Source organism: Streptomyces sp. NBC_01255, assembly GCF_036226445.1.
In the GTDB taxonomy this organism is placed as follows: domain Bacteria; phylum Actinomycetota; class Actinomycetes; order Streptomycetales; family Streptomycetaceae; genus Streptomyces.
Window position 1 is genome coordinate 4,634,883 of the sequence record NZ_CP108474.1, and the last position, 18,107, is coordinate 4,652,989.

Sequence of the window (18,107 nt, forward strand, 5' to 3'; positions counted from 1 at the left end):
GTGCGGTTCCGTGCGAGGCGTAGTCCCCCGTCACCCGGAGTTCTCCCTTCCTTCAGCCGGGGGCTCGCGGGCGGGCCATCAGGGGTTGCTCGGGGCTCTCCGGCGTGGGTGTAATGGCCACGAGGGGGCCTTCCGTCTGAGGAGTACCCCATGCGTGTCGTCGAAGTGACCGCCTACGGCGGACCCGAGGTCCTCAGAATGGCCCGCCGGCCCGAGCCGGTGGCCGGGGACGTCCCCGGCAGGGTGCGCGTACGGCTCAAGGCCGCCGGTGTGAACCAGGCGGATCTGCGGATCCGGGCAGGCCTGTACGCCGACGCGGTCGGCGCGCTCAAGCCCCCCTTCGTCCTGGGGACGGACTTCGCGGGAAAGCTGCTCGATCCCCTGCCCGGGATGGCCGAAGGGACCCGTGTGGCCGGTTACGTCAACTGGTACGAGGAGCTGACCGGCGAGGGCACGTACGCCGAGGTCATCTGGGTCGATCCGGACTGGCTGGCCCCGATCCCGGACGACGTGGACTTCACCGTGGCCGCGTCCGTCCCGCTGGCCTCGGCCACCGCCCAGCAGGGCCTCGACCGGCTCGCCCTCCCGGCGGGGGCGACGCTGCTCGTGACCGGCGGGAGTACCGTGGTGGGCCGCTTCGCGGTCCAGTACGCCCATGCGGCCGGACTGTGGGTCGTGGCCGTCGCCCACGAGGGTGACGAGAGCGAACTGAAGATCCTCGGCGCGGACCACGCCGTCCCGCGCGGTGCGCCGGAGGAGGTGGCCGCCAGGGTGATGGAGGTCGCCCCGGAGCGGGTGGACGGGGTCTTCGACGGGGCGCTCTTCGGCGGTGTGGGGCTCCTTCCGCTGCTGAAGGACGACGGCGTCTTCGTCGCGATCGCTCCCGACCGGGTTCCGGCCGCCGAGCGGAACATCCGCGTCGAGGCCGTCCGGGCCCGCCCGGACGCCGCCCGGTTGAAGGAGACCCTGGAGAAGGTCGCGGCCCGTGAGCTGATCACCCGGGTGGCCGACGTCATGCCGCTGGAGGAGGTCGCCGAGGCCCACCGCCGGGCGGAGGCGGGCCACCGCCCGGGCCGCGTCATCCTGATGATCTGACCGGTTCCGATCGGTTCCGGCCCGTCAACCTCATCCGCCCCGGGTGCCCCGACCCGGGGCGGATGACGGCCGTACCGGTACCTGGGACGAGGGGGATCGTTATCCGGACATGAACTCTTCCCAGCGTGTCCTCACCGCCCTCGCCCTCGCCGCCTCCGCCATCGGTCTCGGAGCGGGCGCCGCCGCCGCGGTCGACCCCCTGGCGGGCGCGACCGGCCTGCTCGGCCCGGTCACCGGCGTCGCCAGCCAGTCCGACTCTCCCCTGGGCGCCGTCACGGACGCCGCGAACCCCGCCGCGCTCGGCGACGTCACCAAGGCCCTGCCCCTCTAAGGCGCCCGCTTCTCCCTCTCTCCCCCGACGGCTCCGGGGGGCGGCAAGCCGCCGCCCCCCGGAGCCGTTTTTTGTGGCGCAAAGCTATCGAACAGCTGTGGCAGGATTCGGGGCAGCGGCGGTGTGTCAAATGCGCCGCCGAAGTATCCCAGGGGGGATTTTCGATGAACATCATTCGTCGTCGTGCGCTCAAGGGCGCGTTCGTCGCCACCGCCGTCGCGGTCGCGACCGCGACCGTGGCCGGCACGGCCTCCGCGGCGGAGCTGCCGGTGCAGCCCACGTTCGAGATGTACGGCGTCCACAAGACGACCCAGGAACTCCACGTGTGGTACCCCGTGGGGAACGGCAGCTTCGAGAAGGTCGGTCCTCTGGACGACGCCCGCGACATCGCCGACATCGTCGTCGCCGACAACGACAACGACGGACACGGCGAGAGCGAGTGGATCGTCTACAAGGACGGGCGCCTGGACTTCTGGGGCCCCGAGTCGGGCTCCGAGGACACGAGCGTCGTCGGCAAGGGCTGGAACATCTACAAGACGGTCCTCTCGCCCGGCAACATCGGCGGTGCCAAGGAGGCCGACCTCATCGGCGTCGACAAGTACGGCGTGCTGTGGAGCTACCTCACGTACCCGAACGGCACCACCACCACCCGCGTGCGGGTCGGCGGCGGCTGGAACGCGTACGACCAGATCGCCGGCCAGGGCGACCTGACCGGTGACGGCAAGCCCGACATCGTCGCCAAGGAGAAGTCCACCGGCTACCTGTACCTCTACAAGGGCACGGGCAACTACAAGGCCCCCTTCAGCGGCCGTACGAAGATCGGCCAGGGCTGGAACGCGTACGACCGCCTGGTGTCGACCGGTGACATCAACCTCGACGGCAAGGCGGACCTCCTCGCCCGCAAGCCCAGCGGTGCGCTGATGCGCTACTACGGCACGGGCGTCGCCGCGACCCCGTTCAAGGCGCCGACCCAGGTCGGCACCGGCTACCAGTCGTACAACCTGCTGTAGCAGTACGGGCGTTACGCGCCTCACGTCGGCCCCGGGCCTCGGATCTCCGAGCCCGGGGCCGCTTCGTATGCAACCGGAACCCCAACTGTCACAAGTTCTGGTCTAGACCTTGACAGGTCCAGACCAATCACGCTTCGCTGGGCCTTCCCCACCCGGACCCCACCCGGAAGGACAGCTCATGCTGCGAAGGCTGATCACTCTGATCGCCGCTCTCTGTACGGCCGCTGGACTCGCCGTACTCCTCCCCTCCGCGACCGCCGGCGCGGCCCCCGCCTGTGTCGGCGCCTGGAACTCGGGCAGCGTCTACACCGGCGGCATGACCGCCTCGTACAACGGCCACAACTGGTACGCGAAGTGGTGGACCCAGAACGAGCGTCCCGGCTCCTCCGACGTCTGGCGCGACGAGGGCACCTGCGGCACCGGCGGCGGCACGGACCCGGACCCCTCCGGATTCGTCGTCTCCGAGGCGCAGTTCAACCAGATGTTCCCGAACAGGAACCCCTTCTACACGTACGCGGGCCTCACCGCCGCCCTCAAGTCCTACCCCGGCTTCGCCAAGACGGGCAGCGACACGGTGAAGAAGCAGGAGGCTGCGGCTTTCCTCGCCAACGTCTCCCACGAGACGGCGGGCCTCTTCTACATCGTCGAGCAGAACACCGCGAACTACCCGCACTACTGCGACGCGGGCCAGCCCTACGGCTGCCCGGCCGGCCAGGCCGCGTACTACGGCCGCGGCCCGATCCAGCTCTCCTGGAACTTCAACTACAAGGCGGCCGGTGACGCCCTCGGCATCGACCTGCTCAACAACCCCTGGAGGGTCGAGCAGGATCCGGCCGTCGCCATGCAGACGGGCCTCTGGTACTGGAACACCCAGAACGGCCCCGGCACGATGACCGCCCACAACGCCATGGTCAACGGCGCGGGCTTCGGCCAGACCATCTGGGCGATCAACGGCAGCCTGGAGTGCAACGGCGGCAACCCGGCCCAGGTGCAGAGCCGGGTCACCAAGTACCAGCAGTTCACCCAGATCCTGGGCGTACCCACCGGCGCGAACCTGTACTGCTGATCAGTCCTGCCAGGCAACGAACACGGTCCAGGCGGCGGGCTCCACGGCGAACGTGGGCCCGTCGCTGACCTTCGAGTCCCGAAGGTGGACGGCGTGGGCGCAGGAGGCGACCTCTACGCAGTTGCCGCCACTGCTGTCGCTGTAGCTGGACTTGAACCAGTGCAAGGTGTCGTTCATCTTTGTACTCCCGCCAACTCCTCGATGAGGCCCAGCGACCTGCGCGGATCCAGGGCCTGTGCCCGGATCTTTGCATACTGCTGCATGTGAGCACTTACCTTCGCTCGGTCGGTGATCAGCAGGCTCTCCCGCTGGATCTCCAGGTAGGTCACACGGTCGTGGGCGGGGGTCTCGATGATGTTCAGATCGCCCCGGTCGCCGGCGTACTCGCCCCCGAGCCCCGCATCCAGCGGCAGCACCTGAAGGTTCACGTTCCTCCTGCGGGCGCACTCGGCCAAGTACTCCAGCTGCTCCCGCATCACCTCCTTGTCACCGATCACTCGCCGCAGCACCGACTCGTCGAGGATCAGCTCGATCTCGCACACCTGCTTCCTGTTGAACAGGGCCTTGCGGGCCATCCGGCCGACGACCAGCTCCTCGACCCGCTCCGGAGTCGGCTCCGGGTGACCGCCCGCGATCAGCGCCCGCGCATACGCCTCCGTCTGGAACAGACCGTGCACGACGTGGTTCGCGTACAGCCACAGCGCCAGCGCCTTCTGCTCGATCGGTGCGTACCCGCGGAACTGCTCCGGCAGTTTCTCCAGCCGTACGAGCTCCCGCATCTCCTCGAAGATGCCCGTCCCGCCGCCCAGGGCGACTTCGAGATGCACCAGCATCTCGTCGCTCACCGCGTGCAGGAGCCGTTCCATCGCGCTGATCGCCGCGCCGCTGTAGCCCATCTGCGCGCCCAACTGCTCCTGTGTCAGGCCCTTCTTCAGTCGCATTCTCTTCGCCACGGCAGCCGCCATCCTCGCCGCGGGGCCCACCGTTTCCTTGTTCTCTTCTCGCGCCATCGCGATCCCCATCCGAACTCAACCGGTCTCAACCGGTCTCAACTGCTCCCCGCCGAATTCGACTGCCCACAAGGTGCGTTGGTGCAGGTCAAGGGGTTACCGACGCGCCCACCGCAGTCGTGGAAAACGCTAGCGTCGGCGCGGGAACATGTCCCTGTGAATGAAGAGAATCGGGAAGTAAACGTGGATTGGATTCCTGTTTCCGGATTCCAACTCCGCAAGGCCGGAGTGCAATTCGACGCCGTCCGCGTCGACGGCGACGAGGGGCGGCGGCTCGCCGACTGGATAGAGGCGCTCACCGGGGGCGACCCCGGGCCCGTCGTCATCGAGGCGAACGGCCGGCGCGGGGTGTACTTCCTCGTGCCGCCGGGGTCGACGGCGCACCGGTCGTGGCCGCGCGGGGTGACCCGGTTCAACGCCGGGCCCGCCCAGGTGAGTTACGTACCAGTGCCCGCGTTGACGGGACGGACCTGGCCGCTGTCGTGGCGGTTCCCGCCGACGGCGCCGGGCCGGTTCGTGCACACGCTGCTCCTGCGGAGCGCCGTGAGGGAGCTCTTCGCGGACCCGTACGCGTACACGGACGCGACCGCTTCGGGCCGGTGAAATTTTATTCGCGGCGCGAGACGGCGGTATGTGCTTATTGTTCCGCCGTGACCGACTGGAGCGGCATCGAAGCCGCCGACTACGCCATACCCGCCGACCGTGACCTGGAAGAACTGACAGGAGAGCTGTCCCGCGCGCTCGCGGATCCCGATCCGGGGATCCGCGACGGGGCGGCGTACTCCGTCCTCGCGACCTGGATCGAGCGCGGGGTGATCGACGGGCCCCGGCGGCTCGCGCTCGGCGACGAGATGGCGGCGCGCTTCGACGACCCGGAGATCCAGGCCCGGACGTTCGCGCCGCTCGTGCTCGACATGCTCGTGGGCAAGGGGGACCTCCGGCCGGAGTGGGTGGACGCGTTCGCGCGCTGGTACCCGGCGGAGGAGGACCTGCGGGGCCACGACGAGAAGCTCGGCTGGCTTCACGCGGTCGCGCACGGCGCGGACCTCCTCGCCGTGTTCGGGCGGCACGCCGAGGTGGACCCGGTGCGGATGCTGGACCTCGCCGCCGCGCGGCTTACGGCGCCCACCGACCACGTACTCGACCAGCTGGAGGACGACCGGCTCGCACGGGCCGTCGCCCGCGTCCTCATCCGCCCCGACCTGACCGAGCACGAGGCGACGGCCTGGCTCGACGTGATCGCCGCCGACTTCGGGGCGGACGCCCCCGGCGCCCCCGTCCCCGCCCACCTCTCCAACTGCCTGCGCACGCTGCGCATGGTGTACGTCCTCGCGGACCGGGGCGTCCGGATGACCCGCGAAGGCGAGCCGCAGCCGCTCCCGCACGGCCCTGCGGTCAAGGCCCGCCTCGCGGAGGTCCTCGACCGGATCGTCAGGCGCTGATCAAGCTGATCAAGCCGGTCAAGCCGGTCAAGCCGGTCAAGGCGTCTCGGGGGCCGTGTAGCGCGTACTGACCGCGTCCAGTGCCCCCGAGAGCCGTTCCAGTACCCGTACCGTCTCGTCGAAGGCCTCCTGGCCGCCCAGCTCCCGGGCGAGCAGGGCCGCCAGCTCCGCGTGGCCCGGCTCGATGCGGTCGATCGCCGCCCGGCCCGCCTCCGTCGGCGCGAGGAGCTTGGCGCGGCGGTGGGCGGGGTTCGTCTCGTACGCCGCCAGGCCCTCCCGTACGAGCAGGTCCGCGATCCGCTGGACGCTCTGGCGCGTGATGCCCATGACGCGGGCGATCCCGGCGACCGGCAGCGGTTCGGGGAGGACGGCGCCGAGGACCTGCCACCAGGCGGCGGTCAGGCCGGCCGGTTCGGCCAGCTTCTCCGAGACGGCGAGGAACTGGCCGTTGAGGCGGAAGGCGCCCAGGGCCGTACGGGACAGGGCGTCCTGCTCCTCGCGGCTCACGAGTTCAGCTCGACGAAGGCCGCCGGGTCCGAGTCGTGGAAGAGGCGGTACCAGGCGTCCCGCTTGCCCTCGTACGCGCCGAGGCGGGCGAAGATCTCGCGGGCGAACGCGACCGGCTCCGTCGGGCCCGCCGTGATCAGGTCCCCGTCCCTCACCGCGTCCGCGTCGACGTAGTGGTCGCCGCCCTTGTAGCCGGTGGCGGCCAGGTAGAACGAGACGGCGCTCGTGTGCGGGCGGTCGTCGAGGAGGCCCTCCTTCGCCAGGCCCGCCGTGGCGCCGCAGATCGCGGCGACCGGCACGCCGGCGTCGAGGAAGGCGCGGGCCTTGGCCGTGAAGGGGGCGAGCTCGTCGCCCTCGTCGTACTTCTCGGCGCCCGGCAGGATCAGCAGGGCGCTGTCCTCGGGGCCGAGGTCGGCGAGCGCGAGGTCGGGGACGATCCGGATCCCGGCGATCGTCGTGACGGGCTCTCCGGCGACCGGGCCGACGGTCCGGATCGTGTAGCCGGCGCGGGCGAGCCAGGCCGTGGCGTGGCCCGTCTCCCAGTCGGCGAGGGTGTCGTAGACGGCGAGATGAACGGTCTTGGTGTCGCTCTCGTTTCCCATGACAGAAGACTGTCATGATGACAGCTTGCTGTCAATGAGGATGTGGGTTCATGTGGGTTCCTCCGAGACTCCGCCCCGGCGCGAAACGCGACGGAGCAAGATGTCGCGTCCGGCCCGGTCTCGGTGGACAAGATGGCCATGGCCCACCCCACCAGCGATTACTTACCCTCGACCGCATGACCCCTCATGTCGCCGCACCCGATCCGCAGGCCGGCGCGGCCGTCAAGGCCGCCGACCGCGCGCACGTCTTCCACTCCTGGTCCGCCCAGGGTCTGATCGACCCGCTCGCCGTCGCCGGCGCCGAGGGTTCGTACTTCTGGGACTACGACGGAAACCGCTACCTCGACTTCACCAGCGGTCTCGTCTACACGAACATCGGCTACCAGCACCCCAAGGTCGTCGCCGCGATCCAGGAGCAGGCCGGGAAGCTGACCACCTTCGCGCCCGCCTTCGCCATCGACGTCCGCTCCGAGGCCGCACGCCTCATCGCCGAGCGCACCCCGGGCGACCTGGACAAGATCTTCTTCACCAACGGCGGCGCCGAGGCCGTCGAGAACGCCGTCCGCATGGCCCGGCTGCACACCGGCCGTACGAAGGTGCTCTCCGCCTACCGCTCGTACCACGGCGCCACCTCCACCGCGATCAACCTGACCGGTGACCCGCGCCGCTGGGCCTCCGACAACGGCTCCGCCGGCGTCGTGCGCTTCTGGGCGCCGTTCCTCTACCGCTCGCCCTTCTACGCCACCACCGAGGCGGAGGAGAGCGCGCGGGCCCTCCAGCACCTGGAGGACACGATCGCCTTCGAGGGTCCGGCGACGATCGCCGCGATCATCCTGGAGACCGTGCCCGGCACCGCCGGCATCATGACCCCGCCGCCCGGCTACCTCACCGGCGTCCGCGAGATCTGTGACAGGTACGGCATCGTCTTCATCCTCGACGAGGTCATGGCCGGCTTCGGCCGCACGGGCAAGTGGTTCGCCGCCGAGCACTTCGACGTCGTGCCCGACCTGATGACCTTCGCCAAGGGCGTGAACTCCGGCTACGTGCCGCTCGGCGGCGTCGCCATCAACGCCGAGATCGCCGCGACCTTCGACAAGCGGCCCTTCCCGGGCGGTCTGACCTACTCCGGTCACCCGCTGGCCTGCGCCGCCGCCGTCGCCACCATCCAGGTGATGGAGGACGAGAAGGTCGTCGAGAACGCCGCCCACATCGGCGAGAACGTCCTCGGTCCCGGCCTGCGCGAGCTCGCCGAGCGCCACCCGTCGGTCGGCGAGGTCCGCGGCATGGGCGTCTTCTGGGCGCTCGACCTGGTCAGGAACCGCGAGACGCGCGAGCCGCTCGTCCCGTACAACGCGGCCGGCGAGGCCGCCGCGCCGATGGCCGCCCTGGGCGCCGCGGCGAAGAAGAACGGCCTGTGGCCCTTCATCAACATGAACCGCACGCACGCCGTCCCCGCCTGCAACGTCTCCGAGGCGGAGGTCAAGGAGGGCCTGGCGGCCCTGGACGCGGCGCTCTCGGTGGCCGACGAGTACACCGCGTAAGCGCGTAGCCAAGGCGATACGGGGAGGTTCCCTCCGTTTGGACTAGGGTGTCCGAAGCCGGACGGAGGGGACCGACCACATGCCCGCGAGCGGAGCTGTCACCCGCAACACCTTGCGACAGCAGATCGCGGACGCGCTGCGTGACGAGGTGCTCGCGGGCCGTCTCCAGCCGGGCGAGGAATTCACCGTCAAGCAGATCGCCGAGCAGTACGGCGTGTCCGCGACGCCCGTACGGGAAGCCCTCGTCGACCTCTGCGCGCAGGGGCTCCTCGACTCCGATCAGCACCGCGGCTTCCGCGTCCACCAGTACTCGGTCGACGACTACCGGCGGATGGTCGAGGCCCGGATGCTCGTCGTCGACGGCATCTTCCGCCGCGACGCCGCCCTCGTGCCGCCCCGCTCCGCGGCCACCGAACCCGACCTCGGGATCGGCGTCGCACTCGTCTCCATACGGCGCAGGGGCGAGGCCGCGGCCCGCGCCGCCCGCGCCGGGGACCTGGACGTCCTCATCGGGTACGACATCCGCTACTGGCGCGAACTGGCCCGCCTCGTCGCCTCGAACGACTACATCGCCGACTTCCTGCACCGGCTCCGCGTCCAGGCCTGGGTCTTCTCCGTGCCCTACCTGCGCTCCGAGCGGGAGATGCACGGCTGGCTGTGGAGCGGACACGTCGACCTGGTGGACGCGGTCACGCGCGGCGACGCGGAGGCGGCCGTCGCGGTCGTACGGGACTACAACACGCACTCGCTGGACTGGGCTGACCGGTTGGAGAGCCGCGCGCGCTGAGGGGATCCCCAGGGTGGGGGCCGGGTTGAGGCGGTGCCTCCCGGGGCAGTTCCTGAGCGGGTGGGCGTCGTCGGCCGTGCCGACTACCCTGGCCGTCCCTGCAACTGACGGAGAGCGAGCCTCCCTTGGCCTGTGACCTGTGGCTGGTCCCCCTTGTCGACCTGCTGTGCCACAGCCCCGACAACCCCTTCGCCGAAGAGATAGCGGCCTACGACGCCGTGCTGAGCGCGTCCGGCCTGCCGACCGTGCCCGTCTACGCGTACATGCCGGGGCTCTCCGGCGACGTCGCCCCGATCGCGGGCTTCGACTACGAGGCCCTGCACTTCCTGCGCCGCGCGTACCTCCTCCAGGTGTGCGGGCTGCCGGTCGAGCCGGTCGGCGCGCTCGGCGGGGACTACGAACAGCTCCTGGAGATGTTCGAGTCGACCGCCCAGCAGTCGCACCTGGTCTGGCACTACGACCACGCGGGCTCGTACGTGCCCGTCGACTTCCCGGCGCCGCTCTCCAGCGACGAGCTCCTGGAGCGGGGCGGCCCGCTCGGCTCCTCGTACGGGCTGCTGCGGGAGCTCGAGTTCGTGGCGCCCTCGATCGGCATCGACCCGATGAACCCGCCGGCGATGCCGGTGCCGCCGGAGCGGCCGACCTCCCTGGAGGAGCCGGCCGGACCGATTCCGTACGACGACAGTCCCTTCGCGCGGGAGCGTCACGTGTGGCTGGGGCTGCACGCGGCGGCGACCAGGAGCCTCGCACAGGGCTCGATGATCATCCTGAGCTAGGGCCGGACAGGCCCTGGGGCGCCGATCCACCGGACAGGCCCCGGCCCCCGCGCGGGCGCCCCCGTCGGCCCCCTCCGGAGGCTCAGCGAGCCTCCGGGGGCCGCTGGCGCGGCATGTTCGGCCGGGTGCCGGGCGGCAGCGGGAAGCGGCCCGACGGGTGCGAGCTCTCCGCGCGCGCGGGCACCACGCCCACCGACTGGAGCATGAGCGGCGCCGGGCCCGAGCGGAACTCGACCATCCAGTCCGCGGTCTCCGCCCGTACGAGCTCGGTCACGTCCTCCGAGAAGCGGCGCAGCACGCCGAGACATCGCTCGGCCGCCTCGCTCGCCGTGCCCTCCGTGGGCCCCAGGACCTCCCGGACGCTCTCCGATGCCCAGTCGAACTGCAGGGCCTGGAGACGGCGCTGCACGGCCTGTGCCGTCGCCACGTCCCTTATCCAGCCGGACGTCAGCCCGAAGTACCGGTCGCAGGCCAGGCAGGCCGCGCCGATCAGCAGCGACAGATAGCCCCAGCCGGCCGCGCCCTCGGCCGCCCCGGTCAGGTCGAGCAGCGGCAGCGCGGCGCCCGCGATCACCCCGGCGGCGGTGCCCACCCGCAGGATCCGGGCGCAGCGGCGCTTCCAGACGCGGTCGGAGAGGTACCACTCCGCCGTGCGCAGGGCGTTCGACTCGACCCAGCGGTACAGCTCGTCGAGCCGCTCGGCGGGCTCGCCCCAGTCGCCCAGGGGGAACGGCGTACCGGTGAGATCGCGGTCCGGCCGCTCTGTGTCTTCCGCGTTCTCCCCGGGCTGCCCCGGTGGCTGCATGTCCGGCTGCTGGCTCACCGGGGGACTCCTCTGTTCAGCTCAGCGCGCGTGTCCTTCTGTGACGTGCGGTGCACGTGGTGCCTGCCCTTCCTACCGCCGAATGGTGGGCGGCGGACCCGGAATCCCGGGTTTTCCGCCCGCAAGAGGGTGTTGATCAGGTAGAGAAGCCCGCAGTTTCTCACTCGAAAGAGTGATGGAGGCAGGGCGGGCGGCGACCACGTAGGCTCGGGCGTACCCGACATACGGACGTACCGAACCTCAGGAGTGACCGTGATTCCCGGTGGTGGCCAGCCCGACATGCAGCAGCTTCTCCTCCAGGCCCAGAAGATGCAGCAGGACCTCGCCCGCGCCCAGGACGAGCTGGCCAGGACCGAGGTCGAGGGCCAGGCCGGCGGCGGCCTGGTCAAGGCCACCATCACCGGCTCCGGCGAGCTGCGCGGCCTCGTGATCGACCCCAAGGCGGTCGACCCGGAGGACACGGAGACGCTCGCCGACCTGATCGTGGCCGCCGTGCACGCGGCCAACGAGAACGCGCAGCAGCTCCAGCAGACGAAGCTGGGCCCGCTGGCGCAGGGCCTGGGCGGCATGCCGGGCCTCGGCTTCTGAGCCGTACATCTTCAAAGGTGGCATTCCAGCCACTACCGTAAGAATCAAGCACCCCCGAGAAGGGCGTTCCGTTGTACGAAGGCGTGGTTCAGGACCTCATCGACGAACTGGGCAGGCTGCCCGGCGTCGGTCCCAAGAGCGCGCAGCGGATCGCCTTCCACATCCTCCAGGCCGAGCCCACCGACGTACGGCGGCTGGCGCACGCGCTCCTGGAGGTCAAGGACAAGGTCCGGTTCTGCGCGGTCTGCGGCAACGTGGCACAGCAGGAGCAGTGCAACATCTGCCGGGATCCGCGGCGCGACCTGACCGTCATCTGCGTGGTCGAGGAACCGAAGGACGTCGTCGCGATCGAGCGGACGCGCGAGTTCCGGGGGCGGTACCACGTCCTCGGCGGCGCGATCAGCCCGATCGAGGGCGTCGGCCCGGACGACCTGCGCATCCGGGAGCTCCTCGCGCGGCTCGCGGACGGCGCGGTCACGGAACTGATCCTCGCCACCGACCCGAACCTGGAGGGCGAGGCCACCGCGACGTACCTGGCGCGGATGATCAAGCCCATGGGCCTGAGGGTGACCCGGCTCGCGAGCGGGCTCCCGGTCGGCGGCGACCTGGAGTACGCCGACGAGGTGACCCTCGGCCGCGCCTTCGAGGGGCGGCGACTGCTAGATGTATGACGAGGACCGAGCCCACGCAGGTGCGCCCCGAGGAAGGCTGCTCGATGTCTGACGCCACGCTCCACTCCGTCACGCAGGACCCCGACGACTTCGCGGTCCAGATCGCCGACTCGATCGAGAGCTTCATCGTCGCGACCACCGAGGTCGCCAAGGGCGACGAGCCGGACAGCGCGGTCCCGTTCATGCTCCTGGAGCTCTCGCAGCTGCTGCTCGCGGGCGGGCGGCTCGGCGCGCACGAGGACATCGTTCCCGACGAGCGGTACGAGCCGGACACGGGTCCGGAGCCGGACGTCGACGACCTGCGCGAGCGGTTCGCCGTGATGCTGGACCCGGTCGACGTCTTCTCCGAGGTCTTCGACCCGTACGAGCCGCGCAAGGCCCCGGTCCCGGCGCGGATCTCCGACAACCTCGCCGACATCGTCACCGACCTCCGGCACGGCCTCGCGCACTACCGCGCGGGCCGCACCAGCGAGGCGCTGTGGTGGTGGCAGTTCTCGTACTTCTCCAACTGGGGCCCGACCGCCTCGGCGACCCTCCGCGCCCTCCAGTCCCTCGTCGCCCACGTCCGCCTCGACCAGCCCCTGGCCGAGCTGGACGGCCTCGACACGGACGAGGACCTGGCGGAGGAGGAGCTCGCGGAGGAGGCGGGGCGCGTGATGCTGGAGGAGATCGCGGCGCCGCTGGGCCTGCGGTCGGTCAGGAAGTAGCGGACCTCCGGCCGCGCGGGATCCGGCCCGAGGGCTGCTCCGCGACGGCCGGAACGTCCTCGGCGAGGGCGGGTTGCCGGACATCGTCCGACAACTCGCCGATGAACAGCTGCCGTCGGACGGCTGACTCCCCCATCATGGCCCCATGGCAGCCACCACACCCTCAAAGGCCTTGCTCCGGAGCGGAATCTGCGTCGCCGGAACCGGCGTGGGCGCCCTGCTCGCCGTAGCCGTCTCCGACCTCGGCAAGGCGGACCAGATCGCCAGTGTCACCGGAGCCGTGCTCGCCCTCGCCGGGCTCGGGCTCTCCCTGTGGGCGCAGTTCGGGCGTTCCGGCGGTGTGGAGGCCGCGGGAAGCCGCGCCGTCGCCGCCGGCGGGAGCATCGGGGTCGCCGTCACCGGTGACGGGGCGCAGGCCCCGCCCGCCCCGCCCGCCATGCCGGCCGGCGGGCCCACCGCAGCGGGCCCCGTCACCGCCTCCGGTGACCGGTCCGTCGCGGCGGGCGGTGACATCGGCTCCGTATCGACCGGCGACGCGTGAGCGGGGGCGTCTCCGCCTCGGGGGACCGGGCCGTCGCGGCCGGTGGGGACATCGGTTGGGTGCACACCGGCGACCGCGTGACCACGCTGCCGCCGGAGGCCCTCGGGCCCGTGGTCTGCCCGCCCGGACTCGTCAGCGTGCCCCGCAAGGCCGCCCACTTCGTGGGGCGCGGCGAGGAGGGCGACCTGCTCGACCGGGAGGCGGAGACCGTCGTGATCTGCGGCCTCGGCGGGGTCGGCAAGTCCTCGCTCGCCGCCCGCTGGGCCCTCCGGCAGGCGGCGCACCGCAACCCCGTCTGGTGGATCACCGCCGAGAGCCGCGCCGACGTGGACGCCGGGCTCGCGGACCTCGCCGTCGCGATGCAGCCCGCGCTGATCGGCATACTCCCGCAAGAGGCCCTGCGCGAGCGGGCCTTGCAGTGGCTGTCGGCCCACGACGGCTGGCTGCTCGTCCTCGACAACGTCACCGACCCCGGGGACGTGGCGGGCCTCCTGGCCCGGACCGGCCGGGGGAGGATCGTCGTCACGAGCCGGACGACGGACGCCTGGTACGGGATCGGGCGGGTCGTCACGCTGCCCGTCCTGCCGGCCGCCGAAGCCGTCGAGCTGTTCACCCGCGTCGCCACCCACGCAGGCCCCCGCGACACCACCGGCGCCGAGCGGCTCTGCGAGACCCTCGGGCAGCTGCCGCTGGCCGTCGAGATCGCCGCCGCGTACTGCGGCCGCACGGCCACGCCCCCGCTCGCCTACCTGGCGGAGCTGGGCCGGAGCGGCGGCCCCGGCAACGCGGAGGAGGCCGTCGCCCGGACCCTGCGCGTCACGCTCGACCGGCTCGACGCCTCCAATCCACTCGCGGGGGCCGTCCTGGGGCTGCTCGCGTGGTTCGCCCCCGACCGGATTCCTGCGCTGCTCCTGCCGTCGATGCCCGGCGTCCGCGAGGCGCTCGGGGAGCTGGCCGCGCACAGCATGGTCACGCTCCACGAGGACGGGTCGGTGTCGGTGCACCGGCTGGTGCAGGCGGTGGCCCGGCGGGCGGACCCGGAGGACCCGTACCGGGCTCCGCGGGTGATAGCGCAGGCCCGGCTGGTCGCGGAGGGGGCGCTCGGCCGTGCCGTACCGCTGAACAGCGGGGATCCGGTCCACTGGGAGACGTGGCGCGGGCTGATGCCGCACATCGAATCGTTTCTGCGGTACGCCGACCCCGCGGAGGACGGCAAGGCGCTGCTGGTGACGCTGGCCGTCGCGGGCGCCTATCTGAGCCTGAACGGGCTGCCCGAGGCGGCGGTGGGCATGTACGAGCGGGCGCTGACCGGCTCCGAGCGGCTGCTCGGCCCGGACGATCCGTTCACCCTCGGGATGCGTGGCGCGCTGGCCGAGTGCCTCGCCTCGTCGGGACGCCCGGAGGAGGCGATCGAGCGGGCGGCCGAGCTGGTGCGGAGGACGACCGAGGTCCTCGGGGCCGACCACAGGGACACGCTCCTGACGCGGGCCAGCCTCGCGCAGGCCCACCTGCACGCCGGGCTGCTCCGCGAGGCGGCCACTCTCCAGGCGAGCGTGCTCGAGGACATGGTCCGCGTGCTGGGCGTGAAGTGCCGGGAGACGCTGGTGGCGTTCGTCGATCTCGCCGGGATGTACCAGGCCGCGCACCGGACCCGCGAGGCCGTGGCGGTCTGCGCTTATGCGACGGCCGAGCTGCGGACGCTCCTCGGCGAGGAGCATCTGGAGGCCCTGAGCGCCCGGATCAATCTGGCCGGTGTGTACGCGAGCGCCGGGGTGACCGACCGGGCCCGGGCCGACTACCGGGAACTGCTGCCCGTCTGCGTACGCGTGCTCGGGGAGCACCACCCCTACACGGTGCTCGTGGAGGATGCCCTCGCGGAGCTGCCCGAGTGATCACTCTCTGAGCGGCGCGTCTCAGCATCCGATATCACGCTGGCGTTCCCGGGCCGCTCGTTAGACTGAGCCGATCGCAGCGCCGGCTGCGGCACACATTGAGCGAGGAGCGCACGTGGGCCTTGTCGTGCAGAAGTACGGAGGCTCCTCCGTTGCCGATGCCGAAGGCATCAAGCGCGTCGCCAAGCGGATCGTGGATGCCAAGAAGAACGGCCACCAGGTGGTCGTCGTGGTTTCCGCGATGGGCGACACGACGGACGAGCTGATCGATCTCGCCGAGCAGGTATCCCCGATCCCTGCCGGGCGAGAGTTCGACATGCTGCTGACCGCCGGAGAGCGGATCTCGATGGCCCTGCTGGCCATGGCGATCAAAAACCTGGGCCACGAGGCCCAGTCGTTCACGGGCAGCCAGGCAGGTGTCATCACCGACTCGGTCCACAACAAAGCGCGCATCATCGATGTCACGCCGGGCCGGATCCGCACCGCCCTCGACGAGGGCAACATCGCCATCGTCGCCGGCTTCCAGGGTGTGTCCCAGGACAAGAAGGACATCACGACGCTGGGCCGTGGCGGTTCCGACACGACGGCCGTGGCGCTCGCCGCCGCGCTCGACGCCGAGGTCTGCGAGATCTACACCGACGTCGACGGTGTGTTCACGGCCGACCCGCGCGTCGTGAAGAAGGCGAAGAAGATCGACTGGATCTCCTTCGAGGACATGCTGGAGCTCGCCGCCTCCGGCTCCAAGGTGCTGCTGCACCGGTGCGTCGAGTACGCGCGTCGCTACAACATCCCGATCCACGTCCGCTCGTCCTTCTCGGGGCTGCAGGGCACGTGGGTCAGCAACGAGCCGCAAGGGGACCGCAAGGTGGAGCAGGCCATCATCTCGGGCGTCGCCCACGACACCTCCGAGGCGAAGATCACCGTCGTCGGCGTGCCGGACAAGCCGGGCGAGGCCGCGGCCATCTTCCGCGCCGTCGCGGACGCCGAGATCAACATCGACATGATCGTGCAGAACGTGTCCGCCGCCTCCACCGGTCTGACGGACATCTCCTTCACCCTCCCCAAGGCCGAGGGCCGCAAGGCCATCGACGCCCTGGAGAAGGCGAAGGGCGCGATCGGCTTCGACTCGCTCCGCTACGACGACCAGATCGGCAAGATCTCCCTGGTCGGCGCCGGTATGAAGACCAACCCGGGCGTCACCGCGGACTTCTTCAAGGCGCTCTCCGACGCGGGCGTGAACATCGAGCTCATCTCGACCTCCGAGATCCGCATCTCGGTCGTCACCCGCGCCGACGACGTCAACGAGGCCGTGCGCGCCGTCCACTCCGCCTTCGGACTGGACAGCGACTCGGACGAGGCCGTCGTCTATGGAGGCACCGGCCGATGACGCCGAAGCCGACGCTCGCGGTCGTCGGTGCGACCGGAGCCGTCGGCTCGGTGATGCTCCAGATGCTCACGCACCACGCGGACGTCTGGGGCGAGATACGCCTGCTCGACATCCCGGGGGCGGCGGTCGGCTCCAAGGCCGCCGTCCGCGGGGTCGAGTGCGAGATCCTCGCGCTCGACGAGCAGTCCGAGGAGTCCCTGGACGGCGTCGACCTGGCGCTCTTCCTCGTGCCCGAGGCGGTGGCGGCGCGGTGGGCGCCCATCGCCGTCGCCAAGGGCGCCGTCGTCGTGGACACCTCCACGGCCTTCCGGGGCGACCCGGACGTGCCGCTCGTCGTCCCCGAGGTCAATCCGCACGCCGCGCGCGTACGCCCCCGGGGCATCGTCGCGAGCCCCGGCTGCACCACCCTCGCGCTGATCGCCGCCGTGGGCGCCCTGCACGCCGAGTTCGGGGTCGCCGAACTGGTCGTCACCGCCCAGCAGGCGGCGAGCGGCGCCGGCGCCGGGCAGGCGGGCGTCGACGCGCTCCGCGCGCAGCTGGGCCTGGTGGCCGGCGGCGGCGAGCTCGGCACACAGCCCGGCGACGTACGCCGGGCCGTCGGCGACGACAGCGGACCGTTCCCCGGGCCCCTCGCGCTCAACGTCCTGCCCTGGTCGGGCACGGCAGGCGAGGACGGCGCCTCCTCGGAGGAGGAGCGCGTCCGGGACGAGACCCGCAGGATCCTCGGGCTGCCCGGGCTGCGGATCGCCGCGACCTGTCTGCGCGTGCCCGTCGTGAGCGGCCACTCCGTCTCCGTCCACGCGCGTTTCGAACACCCCGTCACCGTCGGGCGTGCGCACGAGGTTCTGGCGACCTCGCCGGGCGTCGTGCTGTACGACGATCCCGCGGCGGGCGACTTCCCCACCCCGGCCGATGTCGTCGGCACCGATCCCGCGTGGGTCGGACGGGTGCGGCGCTCGATGGACGACGAGCGCGCGCTGGACTTCTTCGTCTGCGCCGACAACCTCCGCAAGGGCGCGGCGCTCAACGCGCTGCAGATCGCGGAATCGGTTGTCACAGATTTGTAGGATCTGTGAAGGTGCTGTGAGCAAAAAGGCGTCAGATACCTCTTGAACTGCGGTGATTCCGTGTTCGACGATGCTCTTCCCCCGCATTGCAACCACGAGTTGGCTGGGGCGCGTCTCTGCGTTCACTCACCATCGTGTGGCGCGGAACACGCTGCGAAAGCGGGGTATCGGGGGAGAACGGTTACGCATGAGGACAAACGGGTCACCGTCGATTTCGGTGGCGTACGCGTACAACCCTGACGGGGCGAGACGTGTCCAACAGGC

Annotated in this window: 21 protein-coding genes; 16 read left to right on the forward strand and 5 right to left on the reverse strand. The window is 71.1% G+C overall.

Translation table 11 applies throughout. The features are described 5' to 3' along the window. Window positions 1-150: 150 nt before the first annotated feature. From OG357_RS20795 to OG357_RS20810, 4 genes are all read left to right on the forward strand, one after another. Window positions 151-1,095, forward strand: a complete 945-nt coding sequence (locus OG357_RS20795; RefSeq protein WP_329622578.1) for an NADP-dependent oxidoreductase — start codon at window positions 151-153, stop codon at window positions 1,093-1,095. Window positions 1,096-1,204: 109 nt separating this feature from the next. After that, window positions 1,205-1,426, forward strand: coding sequence for a hypothetical protein (locus OG357_RS20800; RefSeq protein WP_317596790.1), 222 nt, complete (start codon window positions 1,205-1,207; stop codon window positions 1,424-1,426). Window positions 1,427-1,590: 164 nt separating this feature from the next. After that, on the forward strand, window positions 1,591-2,436 hold the full coding sequence (locus OG357_RS20805; RefSeq protein WP_329622579.1) for an FG-GAP repeat domain-containing protein: 846 nt from the start codon (window positions 1,591-1,593) through the stop codon (window positions 2,434-2,436). A gap of 178 nt (window positions 2,437-2,614) precedes the next feature. After that, window positions 2,615-3,502, forward strand: a complete 888-nt coding sequence (locus OG357_RS20810) for a glycoside hydrolase family 19 protein (RefSeq protein ID WP_329622580.1) — start codon at window positions 2,615-2,617, stop codon at window positions 3,500-3,502. Here the strand turns inward: OG357_RS20810 and OG357_RS20815 are convergent, their stop codons facing one another. Continuing rightward, window positions 3,503-3,679, reverse strand: coding sequence for a DUF397 domain-containing protein (locus OG357_RS20815; protein ID WP_329622581.1), 177 nt, complete (start codon window positions 3,677-3,679; stop codon window positions 3,503-3,505). Continuing rightward, entirely contained in the window at window positions 3,676-4,512 is an 837-nt protein-coding gene (locus OG357_RS20820; RefSeq protein WP_329622582.1) for a helix-turn-helix domain-containing protein, read from the reverse strand. Before OG357_RS20820 ends, OG357_RS20815 begins: the two co-directional genes overlap by 4 nt. Window positions 4,513-4,668: 156 nt before the next feature. Here OG357_RS20820 and OG357_RS20825 point away from each other — a divergent pair, with 156 nt between their 5' ends. After that, entirely contained in the window at window positions 4,669-5,115 is a 447-nt protein-coding gene (locus OG357_RS20825; protein WP_329622583.1) for a hypothetical protein, read from the forward strand. Between the two features lie 47 nt (window positions 5,116-5,162). Further along, window positions 5,163-5,954 (forward strand): DUF2785 domain-containing protein, encoded by a 792-nt coding sequence (locus OG357_RS20830; protein WP_329622584.1) that lies wholly within the window; start codon window positions 5,163-5,165, stop codon window positions 5,952-5,954. A gap of 36 nt (window positions 5,955-5,990) precedes the next feature. Here the strand turns inward: OG357_RS20830 and OG357_RS20835 are convergent, their stop codons facing one another. Then, on the reverse strand, window positions 5,991-6,461 hold the full coding sequence (locus OG357_RS20835; RefSeq protein WP_329622585.1) for a MarR family winged helix-turn-helix transcriptional regulator: 471 nt from the start codon (window positions 6,459-6,461) through the stop codon (window positions 5,991-5,993). Continuing rightward, entirely contained in the window at window positions 6,458-7,063 is a 606-nt protein-coding gene (locus OG357_RS20840) for a DJ-1/PfpI family protein (RefSeq protein WP_329622586.1), read from the reverse strand. The genes OG357_RS20835 and OG357_RS20840 overlap by 4 nt, the downstream gene beginning before the upstream one ends. A gap of 176 nt (window positions 7,064-7,239) precedes the next feature. Between OG357_RS20840 and OG357_RS20845 the strand changes: the two genes are divergently transcribed. From OG357_RS20845 to OG357_RS20855, 3 genes are all read left to right on the forward strand, one after another. Next, on the forward strand, window positions 7,240-8,604 hold the full coding sequence (locus OG357_RS20845; protein ID WP_329622587.1) for an aspartate aminotransferase family protein: 1,365 nt from the start codon (window positions 7,240-7,242) through the stop codon (window positions 8,602-8,604). A 79-nt stretch (window positions 8,605-8,683) separates the two neighbouring features. Next, on the forward strand, window positions 8,684-9,391 hold the full coding sequence (locus OG357_RS20850; RefSeq protein ID WP_329622588.1) for a GntR family transcriptional regulator: 708 nt from the start codon (window positions 8,684-8,686) through the stop codon (window positions 9,389-9,391). Window positions 9,392-9,516: 125 nt separating this feature from the next. Further along, window positions 9,517-10,167: a hypothetical protein gene (locus tag OG357_RS20855; RefSeq protein ID WP_317596765.1), complete on the forward strand. Its 651-nt coding sequence runs from the start codon at window positions 9,517-9,519 to the stop codon at window positions 10,165-10,167. Between the two features lie 82 nt (window positions 10,168-10,249). On the opposite strand, the gene OG357_RS20860 is transcribed toward OG357_RS20855, so the two are convergent. Continuing rightward, window positions 10,250-10,972, reverse strand: a complete 723-nt coding sequence (locus OG357_RS20860) for an SLATT domain-containing protein (protein WP_329625646.1) — start codon at window positions 10,970-10,972, stop codon at window positions 10,250-10,252. 270 nt (window positions 10,973-11,242) lie between these two features. Between OG357_RS20860 and OG357_RS20865 the strand changes: the two genes are divergently transcribed. The 7 genes from OG357_RS20865 (at window position 11,243) to OG357_RS20895 (ending at window position 17,843) form a co-directional block, all read left to right on the forward strand. After that, window positions 11,243-11,578: a YbaB/EbfC family nucleoid-associated protein gene (locus tag OG357_RS20865; RefSeq protein WP_329622589.1), complete on the forward strand. Its 336-nt coding sequence runs from the start codon at window positions 11,243-11,245 to the stop codon at window positions 11,576-11,578. A 71-nt stretch (window positions 11,579-11,649) separates the two neighbouring features. Continuing rightward, window positions 11,650-12,249, forward strand: coding sequence for a recombination mediator RecR (recR, locus tag OG357_RS20870; RefSeq protein ID WP_329622590.1), 600 nt, complete (start codon window positions 11,650-11,652; stop codon window positions 12,247-12,249). Window positions 12,250-12,293: 44 nt separating this feature from the next. Then, complete coding sequence (locus tag OG357_RS20875; RefSeq protein WP_329622591.1) at window positions 12,294-12,956, forward strand: DUF5063 domain-containing protein; 663 nt, start codon at window positions 12,294-12,296, stop codon at window positions 12,954-12,956. A gap of 145 nt (window positions 12,957-13,101) precedes the next feature. Then, entirely contained in the window at window positions 13,102-13,497 is a 396-nt protein-coding gene (locus OG357_RS20880; RefSeq protein ID WP_329622592.1) for a hypothetical protein, read from the forward strand. Beyond that, entirely contained in the window at window positions 13,494-15,389 is a 1,896-nt protein-coding gene (locus tag OG357_RS20885) for a tetratricopeptide repeat protein (protein WP_329622593.1), read from the forward strand. Before OG357_RS20880 ends, OG357_RS20885 begins: the two co-directional genes overlap by 4 nt. Before the next feature lie 115 nt (window positions 15,390-15,504). Beyond that, window positions 15,505-16,776, forward strand: coding sequence for an aspartate kinase (locus OG357_RS20890; RefSeq protein ID WP_329622594.1), 1,272 nt, complete (start codon window positions 15,505-15,507; stop codon window positions 16,774-16,776). Then, complete coding sequence (locus OG357_RS20895) at window positions 16,773-17,843, forward strand: aspartate-semialdehyde dehydrogenase (RefSeq protein WP_329622595.1); 1,071 nt, start codon at window positions 16,773-16,775, stop codon at window positions 17,841-17,843. Before OG357_RS20890 ends, OG357_RS20895 begins: the two co-directional genes overlap by 4 nt. The last annotated feature ends 264 nt before the right edge of the window (window positions 17,844-18,107 follow it).